Origin of the sequence: Neiella marina (genome assembly GCF_002165625.1) — a bacterium.
Classification (GTDB): Bacteria; Pseudomonadota; Gammaproteobacteria; order Enterobacterales; family Neiellaceae; genus Neiella; species Neiella marina.
On record NZ_NGNS01000024.1, the window covers coordinates 53,481 to 73,797 of the forward strand.

The 20,317-nt window shown below is 49.1% G+C and carries 17 protein-coding genes; 6 read left to right on the top strand and 11 right to left on the bottom strand.

The features are described 5' to 3' along the window. Window positions 1-65 precede the first annotated feature (65 nt). A complete protein-coding gene (gltS, locus tag CBE68_RS15790; RefSeq protein ID WP_087507064.1) occupies window positions 66-1,295 on the top strand; it encodes a sodium/glutamate symporter in 1,230 nt (409 codons plus the stop codon). A 229-nt stretch (window positions 1,296-1,524) separates the two neighbouring features. On the opposite strand, the gene CBE68_RS15795 is transcribed toward gltS, so the two are convergent. From CBE68_RS15795 to CBE68_RS15820, 6 genes are all read right to left on the bottom strand, one after another. Beyond that, on the bottom strand, window positions 1,525-1,890 hold the full coding sequence (locus CBE68_RS15795; RefSeq protein ID WP_143824595.1) for a cupin domain-containing protein: 366 nt from the start codon (window positions 1,888-1,890) through the stop codon (window positions 1,525-1,527). A 245-nt stretch (window positions 1,891-2,135) separates the two neighbouring features. Then, window positions 2,136-3,608, bottom strand: coding sequence for an aldehyde dehydrogenase family protein (locus tag CBE68_RS15800; protein WP_087507066.1), 1,473 nt, complete (start codon window positions 3,606-3,608; stop codon window positions 2,136-2,138). A gap of 51 nt (window positions 3,609-3,659) precedes the next feature. Then, window positions 3,660-4,445 (bottom strand): enoyl-CoA hydratase/isomerase family protein, encoded by a 786-nt coding sequence (locus CBE68_RS15805; RefSeq protein ID WP_087507067.1) that lies wholly within the window; start codon window positions 4,443-4,445, stop codon window positions 3,660-3,662. A 2-nt stretch (window positions 4,446-4,447) separates the two neighbouring features. Further along, window positions 4,448-5,611, bottom strand: a complete 1,164-nt coding sequence (locus CBE68_RS15810; RefSeq protein ID WP_087507068.1) for a CaiB/BaiF CoA transferase family protein — start codon at window positions 5,609-5,611, stop codon at window positions 4,448-4,450. After that, the gene (locus CBE68_RS15815; RefSeq protein ID WP_087507069.1) at window positions 5,604-6,749 is read right to left on the bottom strand and encodes a CaiB/BaiF CoA transferase family protein; all 1,146 of its coding nucleotides are present in this window, start codon (window positions 6,747-6,749) and stop codon (window positions 5,604-5,606) included. Before CBE68_RS15815 ends, CBE68_RS15810 begins: the two co-directional genes overlap by 8 nt. 16 nt (window positions 6,750-6,765) lie before the next feature. Continuing rightward, window positions 6,766-7,902, bottom strand: coding sequence for an ABC transporter substrate-binding protein (locus tag CBE68_RS15820; protein ID WP_087507070.1), 1,137 nt, complete (start codon window positions 7,900-7,902; stop codon window positions 6,766-6,768). A gap of 187 nt (window positions 7,903-8,089) precedes the next feature. Between CBE68_RS15820 and CBE68_RS15825 the strand changes: the two genes are divergently transcribed. From CBE68_RS15825 to CBE68_RS15835, 3 genes are all read left to right on the top strand, one after another. Further along, window positions 8,090-8,881 carry an IclR family transcriptional regulator gene (locus CBE68_RS15825; RefSeq protein ID WP_087507071.1) on the top strand — a complete coding sequence of 264 codons (792 nt, stop codon included), beginning with the start codon at window positions 8,090-8,092 and terminating at the stop codon, window positions 8,879-8,881. A gap of 382 nt (window positions 8,882-9,263) precedes the next feature. After that, window positions 9,264-11,630, top strand: coding sequence for a glycoside hydrolase family 2 protein (locus tag CBE68_RS15830; RefSeq protein ID WP_087507072.1), 2,367 nt, complete (start codon window positions 9,264-9,266; stop codon window positions 11,628-11,630). A gap of 142 nt (window positions 11,631-11,772) precedes the next feature. Further along, window positions 11,773-12,657, top strand: coding sequence for a family 16 glycosylhydrolase (locus CBE68_RS15835; RefSeq protein ID WP_087507085.1), 885 nt, complete (start codon window positions 11,773-11,775; stop codon window positions 12,655-12,657). 186 nt (window positions 12,658-12,843) lie between these two features. Here CBE68_RS15835 and CBE68_RS15840 read toward each other — a convergent pair whose 3' ends face one another. The 5 genes from CBE68_RS15840 to CBE68_RS15860 all read right to left on the bottom strand — a co-directional run bounded on the left by CBE68_RS15840 (window position 12,844) and on the right by CBE68_RS15860 (window position 18,640). Then, window positions 12,844-13,092 (bottom strand): hypothetical protein, encoded by a 249-nt coding sequence (locus CBE68_RS15840; RefSeq protein ID WP_087507073.1) that lies wholly within the window; start codon window positions 13,090-13,092, stop codon window positions 12,844-12,846. 80 nt (window positions 13,093-13,172) lie between these two features. Further along, window positions 13,173-15,101, bottom strand: coding sequence for an RNA-binding domain-containing protein (locus CBE68_RS15845; RefSeq protein WP_087507074.1), 1,929 nt, complete (start codon window positions 15,099-15,101; stop codon window positions 13,173-13,175). A 615-nt stretch (window positions 15,102-15,716) separates the two neighbouring features. Then, on the bottom strand, window positions 15,717-16,019 hold the full coding sequence (locus CBE68_RS19090) for a transposase (RefSeq protein ID WP_087507075.1): 303 nt from the start codon (window positions 16,017-16,019) through the stop codon (window positions 15,717-15,719). A 46-nt stretch (window positions 16,020-16,065) separates the two neighbouring features. Further along, window positions 16,066-16,935, bottom strand: a complete 870-nt coding sequence (locus tag CBE68_RS15855; protein WP_229744781.1) for a YicC/YloC family endoribonuclease — start codon at window positions 16,933-16,935, stop codon at window positions 16,066-16,068. 88 nt (window positions 16,936-17,023) lie between these two features. Continuing rightward, on the bottom strand, window positions 17,024-18,640 hold the full coding sequence (locus CBE68_RS15860; protein WP_087507076.1) for a mechanosensitive ion channel family protein: 1,617 nt from the start codon (window positions 18,638-18,640) through the stop codon (window positions 17,024-17,026). 173 nt (window positions 18,641-18,813) lie between these two features. On the opposite strand from CBE68_RS15860, the gene rph reads away from it, so the two are divergent. Together rph and pyrE are read left to right on the top strand one after the other, a co-directional pair. Then, the gene (rph, locus tag CBE68_RS15865) at window positions 18,814-19,530 is read left to right on the top strand and encodes a ribonuclease PH (RefSeq protein ID WP_087507077.1); all 717 of its coding nucleotides are present in this window, start codon (window positions 18,814-18,816) and stop codon (window positions 19,528-19,530) included. Between the two features lie 3 nt (window positions 19,531-19,533). After that, window positions 19,534-20,175 carry an orotate phosphoribosyltransferase gene (gene pyrE / locus CBE68_RS15870; RefSeq protein WP_087507078.1) on the top strand — a complete coding sequence of 214 codons (642 nt, stop codon included), beginning with the start codon at window positions 19,534-19,536 and terminating at the stop codon, window positions 20,173-20,175. Window positions 20,176-20,317 lie beyond the last annotated feature (142 nt).

Below are 20,317 nucleotides of genomic sequence, written 5' to 3' on the forward strand. Positions count from 1 at the left end.
GCACCTGAAATGTAAAAAATATGTACTAACCTTACCGAATCTAGTTGCAATTAAAGGCTAATCTCGTGGAATTAGAAATCGTTGATGGCGTGCTTCGTCTCAGTAGCTTTTTGACAGTTACCTTGGGCATCGTTGTGCTGTTTGTCGGGCGCCGACTCAATCAAAAAGTAGGCTTTCTGCGTGAGTTCAGTATCCCTGAGCCGGTTACCGGCGGGATCTTGTTTTCATTAATATTTGGCTTGATCTATGCGTTAAGTTCGGTCGAAGTGCATTTTGATCTCGAAGCCCGAGATATTCTTCTGATCTATTTCTTCACTACCATTGGTATCAACTCCAGCCTCAAAGATCTGCTCAAAGGTGGTATGCCGCTGATTATTCTGCTGGCGGTGACGATCGGCTACATGGCTATTCAAAACTTAACGGGCGTCGGTATTGCATCGATTTTTGGTCTTGATGCGCCGGTTGGCTTGCTTGGTGGCTCGGTGTCGTTGATTGGTGGCCACGGCACTGCGATTGCTTGGGCGCCGAAAATTGAAGAAGGCTTTGGTGTTACCAATGCCATGGAGATTGGCATTGCCAGTGCCACCTTTGGTCTTATTTTGGCGTCCCTGATGGGCGGCCCCATCGCTAAGTTCCTAATCACTCGTCACAAGTTGACTCCAGAAAAGCATGAAGCGCTGGATATTGGTGTCTCTGACAAAAAGAGCGAACGTCAAATCACCGCGTTTGAATTTCTTGATGCGGTATTCGCCATCCACATCTGCGGTATTTTCGGTATTTTGTTGAATGAAGCCGTTTCTGCGGCGGGGCTGGATTTACCTTTGTTCGTGACCTGCTTGTTCGCCGGTATCATTATTTCCAACATTATTCCGGACAACTTCCCACGAATTTCTGGTACCAAATGGCCCAGTCGCACGCCTGCAGTGGCATTAATTGCCGACCTATCACTGGGTACCTTTTTGGCGATGTCGCTGATGAGTATGCAACTGTGGACCTTGATTGACCTCGCAGGCCCAATCTTCACCATTCTGGCTGCTCAGTTCCTGATTGCTATTATGATCAACATCTTCGTGGTGTTCCCTGCGATGGGTAAAAATTACGATGCAGCAGTGATTTGCTCAGGCTTTGGCGGGATTTCCCTTGGCTCAACGCCAACGGCAATGGCGAACATGTCGGCGGTATCGCAACGCTACGGTAACTCACACCTAGCCTTCATTATCGTACCGCTGGTGTGTGCATTCTTTATCGACCTAGTAAACGCGCTGATGATCCCGTTTTTCTTGGCGAACTTTTAGGTTACTTTGCGCAAGGGCAGGAAGAAACAATCACATCAGCGAGACGCCGTAAAAACGTCCCTGTTGGCTCAACTGCCGCTTCCCTGCGGCAGATGCTCGCTGAGCTGACCGTTTCTCCCTGCTGCAAATTCACTCTCAGTGACGACCGAGTCAACGAGGGAGGATACGGCGTCATTCTGGGCTGATTATCGCTCTCAGCATTTTCACCTATAGCTGATGCGAGCCAGACCTAAGTGGGCTTGGCAAACAACAGCTTGGTTTCACTACTCGCCACTTTCCAGCCATGAAAAGTACCAGGCTGAAACACAATCACATCACCCGTTTGGTAGGTAACAGACTCGGTCAGTGAGTTTTGGTCCCCCAGTAGCAATTCACCAGCGCCAGCGACGACATAGCCAAACCAAGCATTGTCATCAGCATGAAGCGGAAACTCCACTGCCGATTCGGTCGCTGTCAGTAATGCGTAGTCGATGCCGGCGGCACTGTGAGTTTCAATTTGCCAGCCTTGATGCGGCAAAGCGGCAGGCTCGGTGTCGCCAAATAAGGTGCTAATGGCAATCCCTTGTTTGACTGAAATATCAAAGATACGTCCCATGGATGAACTCCAACGATGCCCAATTGGGCGCGGTAAGATGAAAAGTTTGATGGCCAAAGCAAGCAAGAGATCTATGCGTTGCTCAGACAACCGAATTCGGTCCGAGCTTAAAGCACCACAAAGACACCGAAATTACTTCCATGTAGGTTCAGCGCTGGCATCCATGCCAGCGATGCTTTGCTTGTGCTTTAAGCTCTCCCCTTTCTGTTCTTCCCTTAAATTAAAACTACTAATCAAAGATTTGATTAATCGTCGTAGCTCAAATACAACACGCGTTTTTGCAGGTAGCCTTCGATACCGTAAATGCCATCCTCTCCACCAACACCGCTTTGTTTATGGCCGGAGTGGTAGCCTTGGATGTAACCAACAATCTGGCGATTGATGAAGATGGTGCCCACCTCCATTTTCTTTGCCGCATGCATAAAGGTTTTGTAGTTGTTGGTGAACAGGTATGCGCTTAAACCGTCGTTACGGCGATTGGTGATTTCCAATGCTTGTTCATAGCTATCAATTTCAACAATCGGCATCACAGGACCAAAGATTTCTTCTTTCGCTGCTGTCATGTCCGCGCCTACGCCGGTCAAAATAGTAGGTTCGTACCAGTTGCCGTTTTTGAACTCTGCTCCCGGTGGACGCTTACCACCTAGCGCAATCGTTGCCCCTTCATTGACGGTTTGGCGGACAATATCTTCAATCCGTGCCAAGCCTTGGGCAGTAACACTTGGGCCCATGTTGACATCACCCATTGGGTTGCCAACGGTCAGTTGCTTGGTTTTCTCGATGACTTTCTGGGTGAACTCGGCGGCCACATCTTTGTGGACTAGCACCAGCTCATTACAAATACACACTTGACCACAGTTGGCGTAGCGAGAGATCACCGCCGCTTCAGCGGCTTTATCGATATCGGCATCGTCCATGACTATGAACGACGCTTTGCCGCCAAGCTCCAATGACAATGCGGTGATGTTTTCTGATGCTGATTTATAGATCGCCTGACCGGCGCGGATACTACCGGTGACGGTGACCAGCTTAGTGATTGGACTTTCCACTAGATAAGCACCAATGCCGGCACCCGAGCCAGAAATGATGTTCAATACGCCCGGCGGCAAACCAATTTCATCAATGATTTTGGCGAATTCCATCGCCGTGACTGGTGTTGCTTCGTGTGGCTTTAACACCATGGTGTTGCCGGTTACCAAAGCAGGACCAACCTTACGGCCAATCAGTGCTAGCGGATAGTTAAAGGCACATAAGCCGACTGTGACGCCGTAAGGCACTTTTTGAATAAACAGCTGCTCGTTGACGTTATCGGCTGGGAAAATATCACCCTGAATACGGCGTGCAGCCTGGGCGGAATACTCCAGATAATTAATGGTGTCATCGACTTCAAAGCGAGCCTCAACCAAGGTTTTACCTTGTTCTAGCACCAACAACTGAGCAAATTGTTCGCGTCGCTCCTTGAGTTTTTCGATCATTGCAAACAGGTACTTGGCCCGCTCAATCGCCGGCAAATCCTGCCATCCATCGAACGCTGATTGTGATGATTCCAATGCCGCTTGGGCTTGCTCGGTTGAACAATCTGGCACTTGAGAAAATACGGCGCCGTTTGCTGGGTTTTCTACCGGTGTGGTCTGGCCCGAAGCGGCACTGACCCACTGGCCGTGGATATAACACTGATAGCTGTCTTGATAAGGCTTATCTTGGCTGACTGTAGTCATGTTGTTGTCCTTGGTTTTATCTGTCGTGTTTGAGCTGGACTACTGGCTCAGTTAACGACCACAAAATTGAGCAGGGCGCTTTTCGATAAAGGCGTGAAAGCCTTCGGCTGCGTCCTCGGTTTCGTATAGTTGGTCGACTAAAGCAGCCTCCAACGCCAGTGCTTCAGGCATTGCCATCAATGCCCCCTGAGATACCGCTACCTTGGTTGCCGCCAGTGCTTTTGCGGGTCCAGCGGCCAACTTACTGGCATAGGCTAGGGCCTCATCCTGTAGCGTTTCCGCCGCATAAAGACGGTTGATTAACGATATATCTGCTGCTTTTTGCGGGTCGATGGAGTCTCCGGTTAGCAGCAAGTCCATCGCTTGCGCCATTCCCACTAACTTGGTCAGGCGCTGGCTACCGCCATTGCCGGGGATCAGGCCTAGATTGATTTCCGGTAGTCCGAGCAAATAGCTGCCTTCGGCTGCGAGGCGAATGTCACAGGCTAGCGCTAGCTCTAATCCACCGCCCAGGCAGTGACCATTGATTGCAGCGATAAAGATCTTTGAGCTGGCTTCAATCAGGCGAAGGTTTTCGCGAGCCTGAGTGACCATTTGCTGATTTTCCTCAGTGCTGTTGTGCGCGAAGATTTTGATATCTGCGCCAGCGCAAAAAAACTTGGCGGAGGTGCTATTGATCAGCACGCTGACCACGTCAGCGTCTTGTTCGGCCATCGCTAAACAGTCATAAAAGCGCTCGAGAAACTCCAGATAGTAAGCATTAGCCGGTCCGCGATTAAGCGAGATAACCGCAACCTTGCCTTGCTTTTGATAGCCAATTTCGTCTGTGGTCGACATGGTTAAGGCTCCAGAAATTCTTGTTCAATGGTGCGGGAATGCTGACCTAGGAAAGGTGCGCCAGTGTCGTTGTACAACCGTTCGCCATCGATGCGAACTGGGCAGCGGGTGGTGCGATATTGGGCGCCGTTGGCCAGTGTTACTGTTTGCAGCATTTTCAGGGTTTTGAAGCCCTCGTGTTCAAACAGTTGTTGCCAGTTGTAGACATCGGCACACCAGATATCGGCGGGTTCAAGAATATCGAGCCAATACTGGGTGGTTTGGCTGCGCAGGTGGTCATTCAAAATGGCTTTGATGGCTTCGCGCTGCTCAAACCACAAGCTGGCATCGTCAAATGCCAGCAATGCTGGGCAAGACAACAAGTCACCGAGTTTTGGAATGGCCCCCATCGAGATACAAATATGGCCGTCGGCCGTGGCATAAAATCCGTATGCACCGCCAACTAAAGGCTGAGCACAATTGGTTTTGCTGCGGCTGAGTGGTTGCTGACCATCATGATGGAAGGTGGTGATCGCTTCGAACTGAAAATCCAAAATGGCTTCGAGCATACTCACTTGCACCAAGGTTGCAGCAGGTTCTTCGTTGCCCTGCTTGGTCTTGTTGCGACCGATGAGCGCAGCCAATACGCCTTGGGCTAACTGGCCGCCAGCGAGAATATCGGCAATCGCCACGCCCATGGGAACCGGGCCATCATCACCATTGCCTGATGCCCAAGTCAGCCCAGAAAGTGCTTGCAGCAACAGATCCTGGCCGGGCTTGGCTGCCCAATCGCTATCGGCGCCGTAGCCGGTGATTTCGCCGTAAATCACGCTTGGGTTGAGGGCTTTAACTTGCTCATAGCTGAAGCCAAGTTTGGCCATCACACCAGGGCGGAAATTATTCAGCACCACGTCGGCTTGTTTCACCAATTGCTGTGCTTTGTGCTGATCGGCCGCTGATTTGAGATTGAGCACAATGCTTTCTTTATTGCGATTAATGGCCTGAAACAACGACGATTCGCCTTCAATATCGCAGTTGGAAACATAAAGAGAACGGCACAAATCGCCACTCGGTTGTTCTACTTTGATGACCCGAGCGCCAAAGTCAGCGAGTCGCAAACTGGCTGATGGGCCGGACAAAAACTGAGTGAAATCGAGAATGGTGATGCCTTCGAGTAACTTAGTCATCAAGCAAACCCTCCGACGCTAATTGTTCATTGGCGTTACCCAATGCTGGCGCGGCGACATCCGAACGTAGCTTGTCGCCATTAAGCTGAATTGGGCAGCGGGTGGTGGTGACCGAAGCACCATTGGGACGGCTGACCGTTAAGTCCATATCCAGCTGCTGATAAGCCTTTTGCTTCATCAGGGTGGCGTAGGTATAGACATCGGAACACCAGATGTCGGCGGCCTCAAGTGTGGTGAGCCAATGGTCGGTACTGCGGGCGACTAAACGACGCTGTATCGCCGCTTTGATGGCATCGCGTTGCTCATAAGGTTGCGACAATTGTTCGCCGGTGACATTGCATTCCAGCAGTTCGAGTAATTGGCCGAGGTCGGTCATGGCAATGGCTAAGAAGCCATCAGCGGTTTGATAAACACCGTAAGGTGCTTCGAGCAAGGTATGCGCGCCTGCGACTTGGCTCCGTTTGGGCAGTTGCTCACCGTCGTTGAGATAGGTCGTAATTCCTTCGAATTGGAAATCGAGAATCGACTCCAACAGGCTCACTTCCACTAAGGCGCCAATACCTTGTTGTTGGCGACGAACCAAGGCGGCTAACAACGCTTGCGCTAAGTGAGTGCCGCAAATCATATCGGCAATGGCAAAGCCAAAAGGTGTTGGATCGGGGCTATCATTGCCTGATAGCCAGGCTAACCCCGATACCGATTGCGCGAGCAAGTCTTGTCCCGGCTTGTTGACCCAAGGGCCTGTTTTGCCATAACCACTGACTTCACCATAAACAATGGTTGGGTTGAGCTGTCGCACGGTTTGGTAATCAAGGCCGATTTTATCCATCACCCCGGGACGGAAGTTGTGAGTAATGACATCGGCATGCTTGACCAAAGCTTTCACTTTGGCCAAGTCTTCGGGGTCTTTGAGGTTGGCAGCATAGGACTCTTTATTTCGATTGATGGTGTGGAACAGCAAGCTGTCGCCATCAACAAACAAGTGTTTAATTGCCAGTTGGCGACAGGCGTCGCCAACTCGAGGCCGTTCAATTTTGATCACGCGGGCGCCTAAGTCAGCAAGGCGCAAACCGGCATAAGGGCCAGCCAAGTATTGGCTGAACTCCAGTACCGTGATCCCTTCTAGAGGTAAGGCCATGATGGGCTCCTACTGATTAAGCTTTGGTTTCAACGTAGAGCTTGTTAAGTCTTGCCAGCAGGGCCTTTTCGTCTCCACCGTTCATCAGATAATCACGAATTGGCGCGCCAGAGTTGTCTTGGAATTGCATGTGGCCGGCATAGCGCGGGCGTAAAAAGGCGCGTTCTAAGGTTGGCAAGGTATTGCTGAAGTAGTTGTGAGATAGACCATTGGTACGGTCGCTCAACCAAGCTTGTTTGTGGCCCGGCTGACCACCAAAATCGAAGAACAACGAGCCTTGAATGGCTGGGCTGGCAACATACTCAGCGTATTTAGCTGCAAGCTCGATGTGTTTGCTGGATGCTGAAATCGCTAAACCTGTGCCGCCTAGGGTGGTGATCAAGCGGTTGCCATTGTCCAGTGCGACGACATCGGCAAAGTTCAGCAATTTGCGGGCATAACCGTCTTGCGAGTAGTTGGCATAGCCGTAGGCAAATGGGCAGTAAGCAAACTGGTCGGTTTGGGTCATGGCTTCATAAACCTGAATCGGGTTCATGTCGAAGCATTCTGCCGGTAAATGAACGGACAGTTCGCGCAGCATCTTCAACGCTTTGATGCCGATTTCCTCACTCACCACATACTCTGGTGACACACAAGGGTCTTCACCTAAGGTGCAGCACAGCATGTAAAAGTTCATCAGGGTGTCTTGTGGAATGCTGGGTACTGCGACCTGACCTTTCTCTGCCAATGCCATCAGCTCATCCCAAGTTTGCGGAGCTTGCGCCAACATGTCTGGGCGGAAGGACGCCACCGGTGTTGCTGCATCAATTGCCAACGCCCACTGCTTATCACCAAAGCGATAGCTTTCATGGGAATGACCAACGGTATTGGCGGCTTGGTCAGCAAGAAACTCAGCGGGCAGGTAATCATCCAACGGCAAGATCACATTGTTAGCGGCGGCAAAGCCGGCCCACGGATGATCGATGATCAGCAGATCATAACGGGCGGCAAGTTGATCAATTGGTTCGTCGGCAAACGCCTGCAAAGAGCGCTTTTCCCAAGTAATGCGCACGGAAGGATTCAGTTCTTCAAACCGTTGAGCAGAGGCTACAGCTGAGGTGAAGCCGCGGCTATGGTTCCAAGTAATGCCGCGTAGTTCGGTAATAGCAGTCATGTTTCGGTGTCTCGCTTGATGAAATTCAGATAATTCGTATTTGAATATTAAATTCAAGTATAAATTTATGCGTCAGTGAGTCAACCTGTGTTTTAATGCACAGCGACTGAGTTTTTATGGAGTTGTGAATTGCCGCACGATTCTTCGACGTTTTGGCGCGGGCAAATTGCAGGAATTGAGACAGCAAATGAGTGAAGCAAAAGTGACCAAGTATGCCGTGCCAGCCCTCGATAAAGGGTTGGATGTGTTGGAGTATCTAGCGACCAAGTCTATTCCGTTGTCGCAAAAAGAAATCGCCGACGGCATTGGCAGAACTGCGAATGAAATTTATCGGGTGCTAGTGGGCTTGGAGCAGCGCGGTTACTTAATTCGGGACGAGCTATCGGGCAAATACCGGATATCGTTGAAGCTGTTCACTCTGGCCAAGCGAGTGTCGCCGGTTGATAAACTGCGCCAGGTCGCTATTCCCATCATGGAAGACTTTGCCGTCGCCTATGGTCATTCATGCCATTTGAGTGTGTTGTATCAGAGTAAAGTCATGGTGATCGTTCACGCTCGGGGACCAGCACCGGTATCGTTATCGATCTCTGAAGGCACCACCTTTCCGCTGGTACCCTCGACTTCTGGCCGTATTCTTTTGGCTCACAGTAATGCTGACGTTCGAGCCATGTTGTATGAGCGTGATGAAAGCTACCAAAACATGAGTAAAACCGAGATTGCTCAGCTTGATGCCGAACTCAATAGCATTGTTGAGCAGGGAGTTTGCTTCCGTCCGAGTGGTTTGACCGAGGGGGTGACTGACTGCGCTGCGATTGTCGGCCAACCCGAAGGGACGGTGATTGCCGCTTTGGCAGTATCCTCTCTTACTTCTGCATTAGGCCAGCCCACCGACAAAGAAGAGTTGATTCAAGCAGTGGCAGCAACGGCTAGGCAAATCGCCGAGCGTGTTGGTTGCGATGCCAGCTTTCTCAACAACTAGTTCAGCCTGAAGCAGCTTAGTCGCCTGACTAGGGTCTGTTGATCTTTGCTGCAAAAATATACAGCAAAGATCAACAGACCCTAAGCTGCTACTCACCCTCGTTCAACACCGCTCGTTACGTCGCTCCCAGTCAGTTACCCCGTTTCCTTTCGATCAGCACCGATCCTTGTTCAGACTATTTCTGCGCAGTTGGCGACATCTTTCGCTGACGAACTCAATTGTGATCAGGATCGGCTTTACTGATCTTTTAAAATTCATTTATGAATAGAGTATTCACATATGAATTATTTAATGTATTCTTGCCTCATCTAAATACAGCGAATGCCGAACCCGTAGTTCATTGAGTTTGGCATCAGTAGCAACAACCAATAGGTAACTGACTATGGCACTGCACACGATTGATTTGAGCGGCAACCACTGGCAAATGGAACGGATGCGTCCGGGCCAAGGTGTTGACGAAGGCTTCCACTTATTACCGGCGGAATATCAGGGAACCACATTTAGTTGGAACCATGCGTCGATTCCGGGTGACGTCTATACCGATTTACACAAAGCCGGTGAGATTGATGACCCATATGTTGGTCGCAACATGCACAAGGCCAAATGGGTGCAGGACTATGAGTGGTGGTACACCCGCCGTTTCAGTGTTGAGCCGAGCATGAAAGGCAAAACTATCCGCTTGGTGTTTGAAGGTGTCGATTACAGCTGTGAAGTTTGGTTAAACGGCCACCTGCTAGGCTCGCACGAAGGTATGTTCTCGGAGTTTGAGTTCGATATCTCTGAGTTGGTCAATTACGACGACTGGCGTGATGGCTCGAATATGCTGATGGTTAAACTCAATCCGCCACCTAAGAACTACCGTAACTGTGGCGGTAAGAAGGTTAACTTCTCCGGTGACTACTTTACCGGTCTGGTGCCATTTGGTATTTGGCGCCCGGTGAAGGTCGAAATTACTGAGCCAGTGCGAATTGTCAGCCAGCGTGCCGATGTCAAACTTGACGGCGACGATGCCATTGTTGATCTGTTCTATGAAGTTGAAAACCACGGCGATACCGAGGTGGCGGTTGAGGTTGCAGTGAATCTAGCGGCTCACAACTTCGATTCCGATCAAGTCCATAGCGCTAAACTCACGGAGCAAGCCAAGCCCGGGCTAAACACCTACCAAACCACAATTCGCGTCGCCAATGCTGAGCTGTGGTGGCCATGGGACATGGGTGATCAGAACCTTTACGCGTTAAATGCCACGCTTACTGCTGGCGATACGGTATTGGACCAGAATGATGACGTGATCGGTTTGCGTGAAGTCGTGATGGAAATGAACCCGGGCTTTGAGCCGGGCGACAATGAGTACCCTTGGACATTTGTGATTAACGGCAAGCGTCATTTCTTGCGTTCGGCGTGTTGGGGTGGGCAGCCGTCATTCCTTTATGGCCGTAACAGCCTGAAGAAATATCAAGACCGCTTAGATGCTGTTAAAGAATGTAATATCAACAACCTGCGTATTTTCGGTTGGCATCCGCCAGAGATCCCAGATTTCTATCGCATCTGTGATGAGTTGGGCATTACCGTGTGGACCAACTTCACCCTTGCCACTCAGGCTTATTCTGCGGAGCCAGAATTCGTCAATGGCGTGCTGCATGAGTGTATTCATACCGTCAAGAAGCGTCGTAATCACCCATCTCAGATCTTCTGGATGGGCGGTGAAGAAGTATTCTTCTCCGGTGCCCACGAAGAAAGTGGTAACAAATACCTGATGGAAGTCATTGGTGACACAGTTGCCGAATTAACCAATATTCCGTATGGCTTGGCATCACCGTTGAGCTCAGAGTCCGCGGTGAACATGGGCTTCAAGCCAAAAGAATCGATTCACGCCAACGAACACTACTACCAAGGCGGCGCCGAGTTCATGGAGGAATACTACCCGTCACTAGATTGCGCGATTATTCCTGAGTTAACCGCCGCTTCGGCACCAAGCGTTGAGAGCCTGAAAAAGTTCATTCCTGAAGATGAACTGTGGCCAATGGGCTTGAGCTGGGGCTACCACTGGGCCGATATCGATATTCTGAAAAACCTTAACTTTGAAGTCTTTGGTGACTACAAAATGGGCTCGTTGGAAGAGTTTGTTGAAGCCACTCAAATTGCTCAAGGTACGGTTGCTCAGTTTGCGCTGGAAACTTACCGTCGCCGCAAACCTAAGATGAGCGGAGTGTCGCTATGTCACTTCATCACTCACTGGCCAGACATTAAGTGGGGCTTGGTGGATTACTATGGCAAGAAAAAGCTGTCTTACTTCTATGTGAAGCAAACCTATCAGCCATTGTTGCCAAGTGTTCAGTTTGATAAGCGCCGTTGGGCGCCGAGTGAAACCTTCACTGGTGGCATTTGGATTGTTAATGACTACCAACAAGAACTGACGAATGTCACTTGTGACTGGGTGATCCGTCAAGGCGAATTTACTCATGAAGCAGGCACACTAACCGGTCTCACCATTGGTGCCGATAGCAGCGTGCAATTTGGCGACATGAGCTGGTTGCTGCCAGAAGATGCCGAGGGTGAATTCGAAATTGATATTCGACTGATTGACCAAGACGGCACTGAAATGAGCTACAACCACTACACCTTGTTGGTTGCTGATCAAGCCCAAGCGAAAGAGCAAAGCCTGAAATACTTGGCTGAAGCGAAAGAGCGTGCCAGCAAATACGGCTTGAGCATTTATCGCTACTGGCCGGAGCATTGGGATCAGGAATAGACCCCCCAAGGGAAGGCATAAGCCCTCCTGTATAACAACAATCCAGTAGTAAGTTAGCCAGCGATAGGTTTGTCGCTGGCGTTTTTGCTTTGCAGCTTGTTTTGAAGTTTTTTAAACAGTTTTTCCATTGAGGATTATGCCAATGAAGAGATTATGGAGTGTCTTGTTGCTATCGGCTGGCGCATTACAAGCAGCAGATTGGGATGACTACCCGGTGCCTGCTGATGCTGGAGAAGGGATGATTTGGCAGCTGCAATCACTATCCGATGACTTTAACTATCGGGCACCAGCTGTTGGAAAAAGTGTGGAATTTTATAGCCGTTGGCATGAAGGATTCATCAACCCATGGAAAGGCCCCGGACTGACGGAATGGCACCCTGAATATTCGGAAGTTGACGGTGGCATGCTCCACATCAAAGCCGGTCGTAAGCCGGGCACCAATAAAGTCTATGCTGGCAGCATCACGTCGCATCAGCTCGTGGTGTACCCGCTTTTCCTTGAAGTCAGGGCCAAGCTGAGCAATTTGGTCATGGCGTCGGACTTTTGGTTATTGAGCCCCGATTCGACAGAAGAAATCGATGTACTCGAGGCCTATGGCAGTGACCGTCCCGATCAAGCTTGGTTTGCCGAGCGATTGCATCTGAGTCATCACGTGTTTATTCGCGATCCGTTTCAGGATTATCAGCCTTCCTCGACCGATACTTGGTACACCGATGGCAAAACCAAGTGGCAAGAAGATTTTCACCGCATCGGTGTTTACTGGCGCGACCCATGGCATTTGGAATACTACGTCGATGGCAAGCTGGTTCGAACTGCCTCAGGCGTTGATGTCATTGACCCACATAACTTCACCAATGGCAACGGCTTAACCAAACCCATGCATGTGATTATTAATACTGAAGATCAAGACTGGCGTTCGGGTGCTGAGCCATCGATTACCCCAACTGATGAAGAGCTCGCCGACGACAGCAAAAACACCTACTTGGTCGACTGGGTTCGGTTCTACAAGCCAGTACCAGCAAACTAAGGCATAGATTCAGTCAGTAGGGCATTGGTCGCTAGAGCACAGTTGGCGATGTTGATGATGGTCCTGCGTCGGCTGAGTTAAAACGCAATTGGATAGATAACGAAAAAGCGGCCTTTGGGGCCGCTTTCGTGTTTTGGTGACTAGCTGGGACTATTCGATATTTTGGATCTGCTCACGCATTGAAAATTAAAAATTTATATTAATTATTATATTAAGAATTCGTTTGGAGGCAGTTATCGTGTTCGTGTCACCAATCATGTCACCACTTGGCATCAGCTTATCATTCACAGATAACATGCTGGCCTGAAGCTTGGTGATCTCTTTCAGAGGGCAGCGTAAAAACAGTGAAGCTTCTGTTGGCGTAAAGCGCTGATACAGGCCAATTCCCATGCCATCTGCGAGTTCACGCAAATCTGCTGTAAACGGCTTATCCATCTAAAGAGAGAGCTCCTGCAAATGCCTTGACCAAAGTGTTTGATTTCCTTAGTGCCAGGTGAGCCTGGTCTTTTTACCATTTACTCAGAGCTATGCGTATTTTTTGAATAAGCTTGTTTAGGATGGTTTTTCTCTGTCGGGAACGCTAGCTTCAGCTTTCCTTCCCTGACTAGCGGCGTTAAGTAGTTCTTTCTCAATGTATCCTCTTTCATTCCAAGTAATTCAGAAAGATCTCTTATCGATATATAACGCCCCTCACTACAAAGTTTGAGAATGGTGCCAGTGAAAGCCTGCTTGCCTACAGAGCGACTTTTTCCTTTCACTGGAGCCGCGATTTCTTGGAGCTCCTGCCACTCAGCTTGTGTTTTTCCTGAGTCCGGACTTAACTCCGGACTTAACTCCGGACTTAACTCCGGACTTTGGGTGGGTTCTGCCGCTTCTTGAGGTTTGCTCACGAATAAAAAGTCAGTCATAAACTGACCTGTTACATTGTCCGGAGTTGGAATTTCAATACCAGGCTTATGGTAGACCTTACTCTTTTGCTGACCACTTGAGGCAATAATGTTTAATTTTTCCAGCTTCACCAAGGCTAGGGTGATATCGCGTGGGTATGCACCTGTTTGAGTAACCAGCTGTTGGTGTGTCAGATAGAAGCTAGCATTAATGAAAATGGCTATCGAGCGCTCTAACTCAGAAAGAGACGAAAATGTATTTTCAAAGGTTCGTGTTAACTCATCAACAACGCTGCTTGGATACAAGTCGATCATTTTAAGCCATAGAAGAGTTTGGTCATTTGGCTCGGTTACCTCTTGGAGTAACGGAGGTGACCAGTGTTGACTCTTCCAACCATCAAGTATCTTTGGAATTCCTGAACCTGATTGTTCTCCGAATTTCACATACCTGAACATTTGGTGCAAAAGTCGATTACGGCAATCAGCCTCCCCTCCGTGCAAAGCAACTTCCATGGGAACTCGCATCAAGCCGGGATTTCTGAAACCAAACATATCTGGTCGTTTGACGACTAGGACTGATGCTCTGCCAGTGTAGTCAGCATGAACAATTACATTTGCAAGAGCTTCTCGAAGAGCAATGTGAACCGGAGTATCTTCTTGCCTAACACCATCACTTAGCTCAAATGGAACTTTAATATCTTCCGTTAGCTTTCGGTAGACCTTTCGGGAAAAGTCATAAAGGTTACCCGACCAAGTCCCATCGAGAGTTATTCTATCCACCCAACGGCGCTCTGCTTTTGCTTCTGGCCGTTCTTGATAGTCCAGCATGAAGTAGGGAAATTTTTCTTGAATTGTTGGGTGAGTACCAAACATCAGCAGGCCAGCAACAGTGAGCCCCTCTTCTCCAGTGTCTCTATTCTTTTTCCATCCACCAATTTTTTGTAAAAATTGATTCAGTGGTAACTCATTCCAAACATGGTTTGGGTTTAAGTTGGCAAAATTTTGTCTATAGACTCTCAAAGATTCAAGGTCGAGATCTTCCATTCCAAAGTAGGGTAACACCTGGTTATCCCGAGAGTCTTCGACTTGCTCTGCAAACATTCTTTTGACCTGCTCTTCACTAAGCTTCTGATCTCCCTCGTGTCTACGGTGATAAGAATTTTCAACAGGATTACTATTCAGAAAGACTGGCCGCTCTTCTCTTCTGGCCCTTCGGATCTGAATAATCAGAATATTTTTTCCGTCAATGCAGGCCTCAAATACAGAGCTATTGGTTAAAAGATTAGTGCTGACCTTGCTTGAGTTTGCTGTATTAAACAGGTCACTTTTAACCTTTTCGATATTTTCAATGCCTTGGATAGAGAAGGTTCCTTTGGACTCTTTCACACCCAACAGGATGGTTCCACCATCCGTATTGGCAAAGGCACTGTAAGTTTCCCACATGTCTTTAGGGATGGCTCCCTTACCGTCCCTTCCCCCAGCGAGCTTACACTCGACTTCGGAAGACTCTTTTAGCAGAGAAATGTCACTTAATGACTCGATGTTGAAGCGTTCCATGTTAGTAAACCTGTATTACTGAGCTCAGAAAAAACCGATGCGACTGGCAATAGAGCGTAGAGCATGAGTAGTTTGTTCCAAAGCTGTTACCACATCAATAGCTATCTATGTGGAGTCAGATAAAAACGACAGTGCAAAATTCACGTATGGCCTATCAATCAAATAAATCAATGATACAAAGCTCTTTTAAGGAATTTCCTGGCCATGAGTGCAGGTGAAGGGAAAAGCCTCTTAAAACCTCGGCAGTTAAAATTTGTTTTGAAAATATTCTCAGGTGCTTTGGTGAGTTCACAATTTTTTCAAAACAAATTTGAGCTCCCTCCGAGCATTGTGGGTGATTTATAGGATTAATCGTCCTGTTATACTTATTAACTGTTTGATTATGAAGACAGAATTACAACAATATGCAGCATCATTTGAGGCTGAGTTAGTGGCTTTCAGAGATTTATCTACTTCTGAGTTTGTGAGTAAGGTAATCGGTGAAAAATGAGTTGCCGATCTCGATGCTCAGTATGACCTCATCACTGAATACTTCGACCCATTAGAGGTTCAACATTACAGCAACGAGCACTACAGCTATTTTGAAATCTGCTTGGGTTGTGGATGACCTAACATCTATCTCAACGCTAATACCAGGTGGGAAAGCGTTGAGTATGTGATTGCCTGGTGAGGTGAATTCTCTTTCCAATACTCTTTCGAGAGCCATTTAAACGTCTGACGCATATGCGACGCAGATTGGGCTTTTAGTTGGCCCATTACCTCTGATATCGAATAACGTGGAGGGATGATCATCAACATATGCATATGATCATCGTCGAAGCCCATCTGCTCTATCGTGACGCCGGACTCATTCATCCACGGGTAAACCCGTGGTGTTCTGTCGCTACGCGACCGTTCACATAAAAAAGCCGCTAACATAGCGGCTTTAAAGGGTTTTTATAACAATCTGAAACAGCGTGAAACATCACTCGATATTCTGAATTTGCTCTCTCATTTGCTCGATTAGTACCTTCAGCTCTACTGCTGCTTGAGTGATATCCGAGGTAATGGATTTCGAACCAAGGGTATTCGCTTCGCGGTTAAACTCTTGCATCATGAAATCCAAACGGCGGCCGCAAGCGCCACCTTTTTTGAGGATTTTGAGGCTTTCTGATACGTGGGTATCGAGGCGATCGAGCTCTTCGGCAACGTCTGATTTCTGCGCCAGCATTACCATTTCTTGCTCTAATCGGCCCGGCTCAAGCTCTACTTTGGCTTCTTCGAGTCGTGTCATAATGCGGTCGCGCTGCCACTGTGCAGCGGTTGGTAAGTGTTCCCGCACTTGCTTCACTTGTTCGTCGACGCCGGTGAGGCGAGCTTCAATAAGTTCTTTTAGCGCTTGGCCCTCGTTAGCGCGCGATTCTAGGAACTGCTTAAGAGTTTCATCAAAGCCAACCAGCACATCTTTGGTGATCTGATCGAGGTCTTGCTCTTGAGCAACCATCACCCCCGGCCATTGCATCACATCCAGCGGATTGACGTGCATGGAGCCACCGACATGGTCACTGATCCAGCGAGCTTTAGTGATCACTTCTTGGGCCAGCGTTTCATTCAGTTGCAGTTGGCCGCTGTCGGCTTGTTGGAACTCATAACGTAGGCCGCATTCGACCTTGCCACGCTGCATCGCTTTGCGGAAGCGTTCACGCAATACCGGATCGAGGCTGCGAAATTGCTCCGGTAAGCGCATAAAGGTTTCTAAATAGCGCTGGTTGACTGAACGAATTTCCCAAACGGCGCTGCCCCACTCGGCTTTGATTTCGTGGCGCGCATACGCCGTCATACTGTGAATACCCATGTTCAGTTCCTTTTGGCTCAAGTCAGTGTTTGCTGCAGTGGCTTGAGCATGAATGAGATAGATTTAAAAAAGCGGTCCATTATAGGCGTTAGCTTTCGCCCTGCACCAGTCTGTATTGGGTCAAATCCGCTGGTGACACTTGGTTTTCTTCCAGAATCCTGAGGATAGTCAAGTTCAGCGCCTCTGCGACTTCGAGATATTCATTAAAATCAGTGGTCTTGATGTAGCACAAAATGTTCAGCTTAAGGCCATGAGTGGCGAAGTTCTGCAGTCTCACTCGCAGCGGCTCATCGTCCACCATCGGGTGGTCTTTGAGTGCTTGCTTGAGCGTCACTAACACTTGTTCGACTTGGCTGGCTTTACTGTCGAGCCGCAACTGCACCGCGGGATCGAAACGTATTTTTTCTCGCTCGGCGAAGTTTTCCAAGTGCAAGTCAACGAAGGTCGCGTTGGGGATATTGATGACCGTGCGATCAATGGTTCTGACGCGGGTAAAGCGCAGGCCAATCTCTTCGACGATGCCGGTTTGATCGCCAAAGCGGCAGAAATCGCCAGCTTTAACGGGTGTTGAAATGTATAAGGTGATGGCGCCGATAATGTTCTCAACCGATTTTTGTGCCGCCAGCGCCACGGCTAAACCACCAATGCCCAAGCCTGCCAAAATAGTGGTCGCTTGAAAGCCAAGGTTTTCCAGCCAAATCAAAAAAGCAAACAACACGACCAAGGTTTTGAGGACATTAAACAATGGCCGCAGCAACAGCGCAGCTTGATCACGACCGGTACGCAACAGCTTGCGATGAGTGCGCTGACGTAACAATTCTAAGCTAATCACCAACACCCAAGTGACGGCGATAATCAACAGCGTTTGCCCTTCGGCGATCGCTCGGCTCTCAATCGACGGTCTGAGCAATTCAAACTGGCTACGGACGACCAGTACCACAGTGAGCAGTCGCAATGGGCCGGATATGAAATGATTGAGTAGTTCGGGGTTGGCATGGCGCTGAGCAATAAATCGCTGCACCAACCAGAACAGTGGCCAAGTGATAACAAACGCGCCGACAAACAGGGCAAGTATCATCAACCACTGCCAGCTTTGCATACCTAGCCACACAAATTCGGGCAAATAAGGCGCTAGCGCTTCGCCAATTGGCCCGTCGCCATAGATGGCGTACAAATGCGGAATTTGCGACACCGATGCGTTGGATATTTTCCAGATGAATACGCCGTCTGGGCGCGGTACCCGCTGCATGTACACATTGACGGTTCGATCTGGCGTGGCGATTTTGCCGACTAAATCTCGATAGCCCGGCAAACTGTCGTTTGGCGCCCCCAAGTTCGATTGACTGAGAGAATGAATGTCGACCCAAAGCTGCCGATCGAGTACTTGCTTGAGCTGTTTCGCAAGGTCGGCAGGGGTTACTTCCGCTGCTTCGGCATGGAGGTTACGAACATCTAAGTACTGACTCGCACGTTCGAAGTCATTGCGGTTGGCGGCATTCAAATAGCCTTCCATCGATGTCCGAGGCGAACCTCGGTTATAGTCATCAACGACGATTGCCATGTTATCTTGATCGGCCGTTGTCACTTCATCTTGCTGTTCTGATTCAGCATTGAGCATGGTTTGCAGCGTTGGCGGCTGCGCCCAAGCAAACATGCTCCAGCTCGCGAACAACACTAGCATTAACAGCCGAATGGCAGACATCATCAGGTTTTCCTTTTGTAATACTGTGTATTCCTTGGACTATGTGATTAATCCTAGCCGTAAAATTGTGCTGGCAAAACCGTTTGTTTGAGCAAACGAAAGAACTAATCAAGAAAACTGCAGAGGACGCCGTTATACTATTGCGGTTTTATTTTGAATGACATTTTGGAGCTGGCATGCGCCCGAACGAAAGAGCCCTCGAACAACCCCGTGAGATTCGCTTTACTCGAAAATATACCTGTCACGCTGAAGGTTCAGTGTTGGTTGAGTTTGGCAATACCAAAGTGCTGTGTACTGCCTCTGTTGAAGAGTCGGTGCCGCGCTTCTTAAAAGGTTCCGGGCAGGGCTGGGTTACCGCTGAGTACAGCATGTTGCCGCGCGCTACCCACACCCGTGGTAATCGTGAAGCAGCTCGCGGCAAGCAAGGTGGTCGTACGCTGGAGATCCAACGTTTGATTGCTCGAGCGTTGCGCGCAGCGGTTGATTTGAAAGCGCTGAATGATTACTCCATCACCCTCGATTGTGATGTGATTCAAGCCGATGGTGGCACTCGTACCGCGGCGATCAGCGGTGCTTGTGTGGCATTGGCTGATGCTTTTAACTGGATGGTAGCGGAAGGAAAGCTCAAGCAAAGCCCTCTGAAGTTCATGATTGCAGCTGTGTCTGTGGGCATTGTTGGTGACGATGCCGTGTGCGATTTGGAATACGTGGAAGATTCCGCTGCGGAAACCGACATGAACGTGGTCATGACTGAAGACGGTAAGCTGATTGAAGTGCAAGGCACTGCTGAAGGTGAACCATTCTCGTTCGATGAGCTGCATCAGCTACTTGATTTAGCCAAAGGTGGCATCGATACCATTATCGCGGCGCAAAAGCAGGCATTGGAGGACTAATCAATGAAACCGTATCAACAAGCATTCATTGAATTTGCCCTTGAAAAGCAGGTGTTGAAGTTTGGCGAATTCACTCTAAAGTCAGGCCGTAAAAGTCCTTACTTCTTTAACGCCGGTCTATTCAATACTGGCCGTGATTTGGCAAAGTTGGGGCGTTTCTATGCGGCTGCGTTGGCAGAAAGCGGTATTGCCTTTGATGTACTGTTTGGCCCAGCGTACAAAGGGATCCCGATTGCCACGACCACAGCTGTGGCGTTGGCCGATCACCATGACCTTGATGTGCCTTATTGTTTTAACCGCAAAGAAGCCAAAGATCATGGCGAAGGTGGCAACCTAGTCGGCTCGCCACTCACTGGTCGCATTATGCTGGTGGATGATGTCATCACTGCTGGCACCGCGATTCGCGAGTCCATGACTATTATCGAAGCCAATAAAGCCGAGTTAGCTGGCGTGTTGATTGCGCTTGACCGTCAAGAGCGCGGTACGGGCGAGCTATCGGCAATTCAGGAAGTAGAGCGTGATTACCAATGCCACGTCACTTCGATTATTAGTCTGGCTGATCTGGTTACCTACCTCGAAGCTCAGCCGGAAATGGCCGAGCACCTTGAACAGGTCAATGCTTATCGCGCTGATTACGGCATTTAAACCAAGCCAAATAATTCAAGCCCAGCTCATCAGCTGCAATGCTGATCAGTTAAGGATCGGTTGACCGATCTTCTGAACATAGGACAATCCGGTTTCCCCTTATGGAGCCGGATTTTTTTATGTCTATTACTGCCGTCCTCAA

Coding starts and splice junctions, on each gene's coding strand:
- CBE68_RS15795 (WP_143824595.1), bottom strand. CDS start 1,890: ATGGGACGTATCTTTGATATTTCAGTCAAACAAGGGATTGCCATTAGC.
- CBE68_RS15800 (WP_087507066.1), bottom strand. CDS start 3,608: ATGACTACAGTCAGCCAAGATAAGCCTTATCAAGACAGCTATCAGTGT.
- CBE68_RS15805 (WP_087507067.1), bottom strand. CDS start 4,445: ATGTCGACCACAGACGAAATTGGCTATCAAAAGCAAGGCAAGGTTGCG.
- CBE68_RS15810 (WP_087507068.1), bottom strand. CDS start 5,611: ATGACTAAGTTACTCGAAGGCATCACCATTCTCGATTTCACTCAGTTT.
- CBE68_RS15815 (WP_087507069.1), bottom strand. CDS start 6,749: ATGGCCTTACCTCTAGAAGGGATCACGGTACTGGAGTTCAGCCAATAC.
- CBE68_RS15820 (WP_087507070.1), bottom strand. CDS start 7,902: ATGACTGCTATTACCGAACTACGCGGCATTACTTGGAACCATAGCCGC.
- CBE68_RS15825 (WP_087507071.1), top strand. CDS start 8,090: ATGAGTGAAGCAAAAGTGACCAAGTATGCCGTGCCAGCCCTCGATAAA.
- CBE68_RS15830 (WP_087507072.1), top strand. CDS start 9,264: ATGGCACTGCACACGATTGATTTGAGCGGCAACCACTGGCAAATGGAA.
- CBE68_RS15835 (WP_087507085.1), top strand. CDS start 11,773: ATGAAGAGATTATGGAGTGTCTTGTTGCTATCGGCTGGCGCATTACAA.
- CBE68_RS15840 (WP_087507073.1), bottom strand. CDS start 13,092: ATGGATAAGCCGTTTACAGCAGATTTGCGTGAACTCGCAGATGGCATG.
- CBE68_RS15845 (WP_087507074.1), bottom strand. CDS start 15,101: ATGGAACGCTTCAACATCGAGTCATTAAGTGACATTTCTCTGCTAAAA.
- CBE68_RS19090 (WP_087507075.1), bottom strand. CDS start 16,019: ATGTTAGCGGCTTTTTTATGTGAACGGTCGCGTAGCGACAGAACACCA.
- CBE68_RS15855 (WP_229744781.1), bottom strand. CDS start 16,935: ATGGGTATTCACAGTATGACGGCGTATGCGCGCCACGAAATCAAAGCC.
- CBE68_RS15860 (WP_087507076.1), bottom strand. CDS start 18,640: ATGATGTCTGCCATTCGGCTGTTAATGCTAGTGTTGTTCGCGAGCTGG.
- rph (WP_087507077.1), top strand. CDS start 18,814: ATGCGCCCGAACGAAAGAGCCCTCGAACAACCCCGTGAGATTCGCTTT.
- pyrE (WP_087507078.1), top strand. CDS start 19,534: ATGAAACCGTATCAACAAGCATTCATTGAATTTGCCCTTGAAAAGCAG.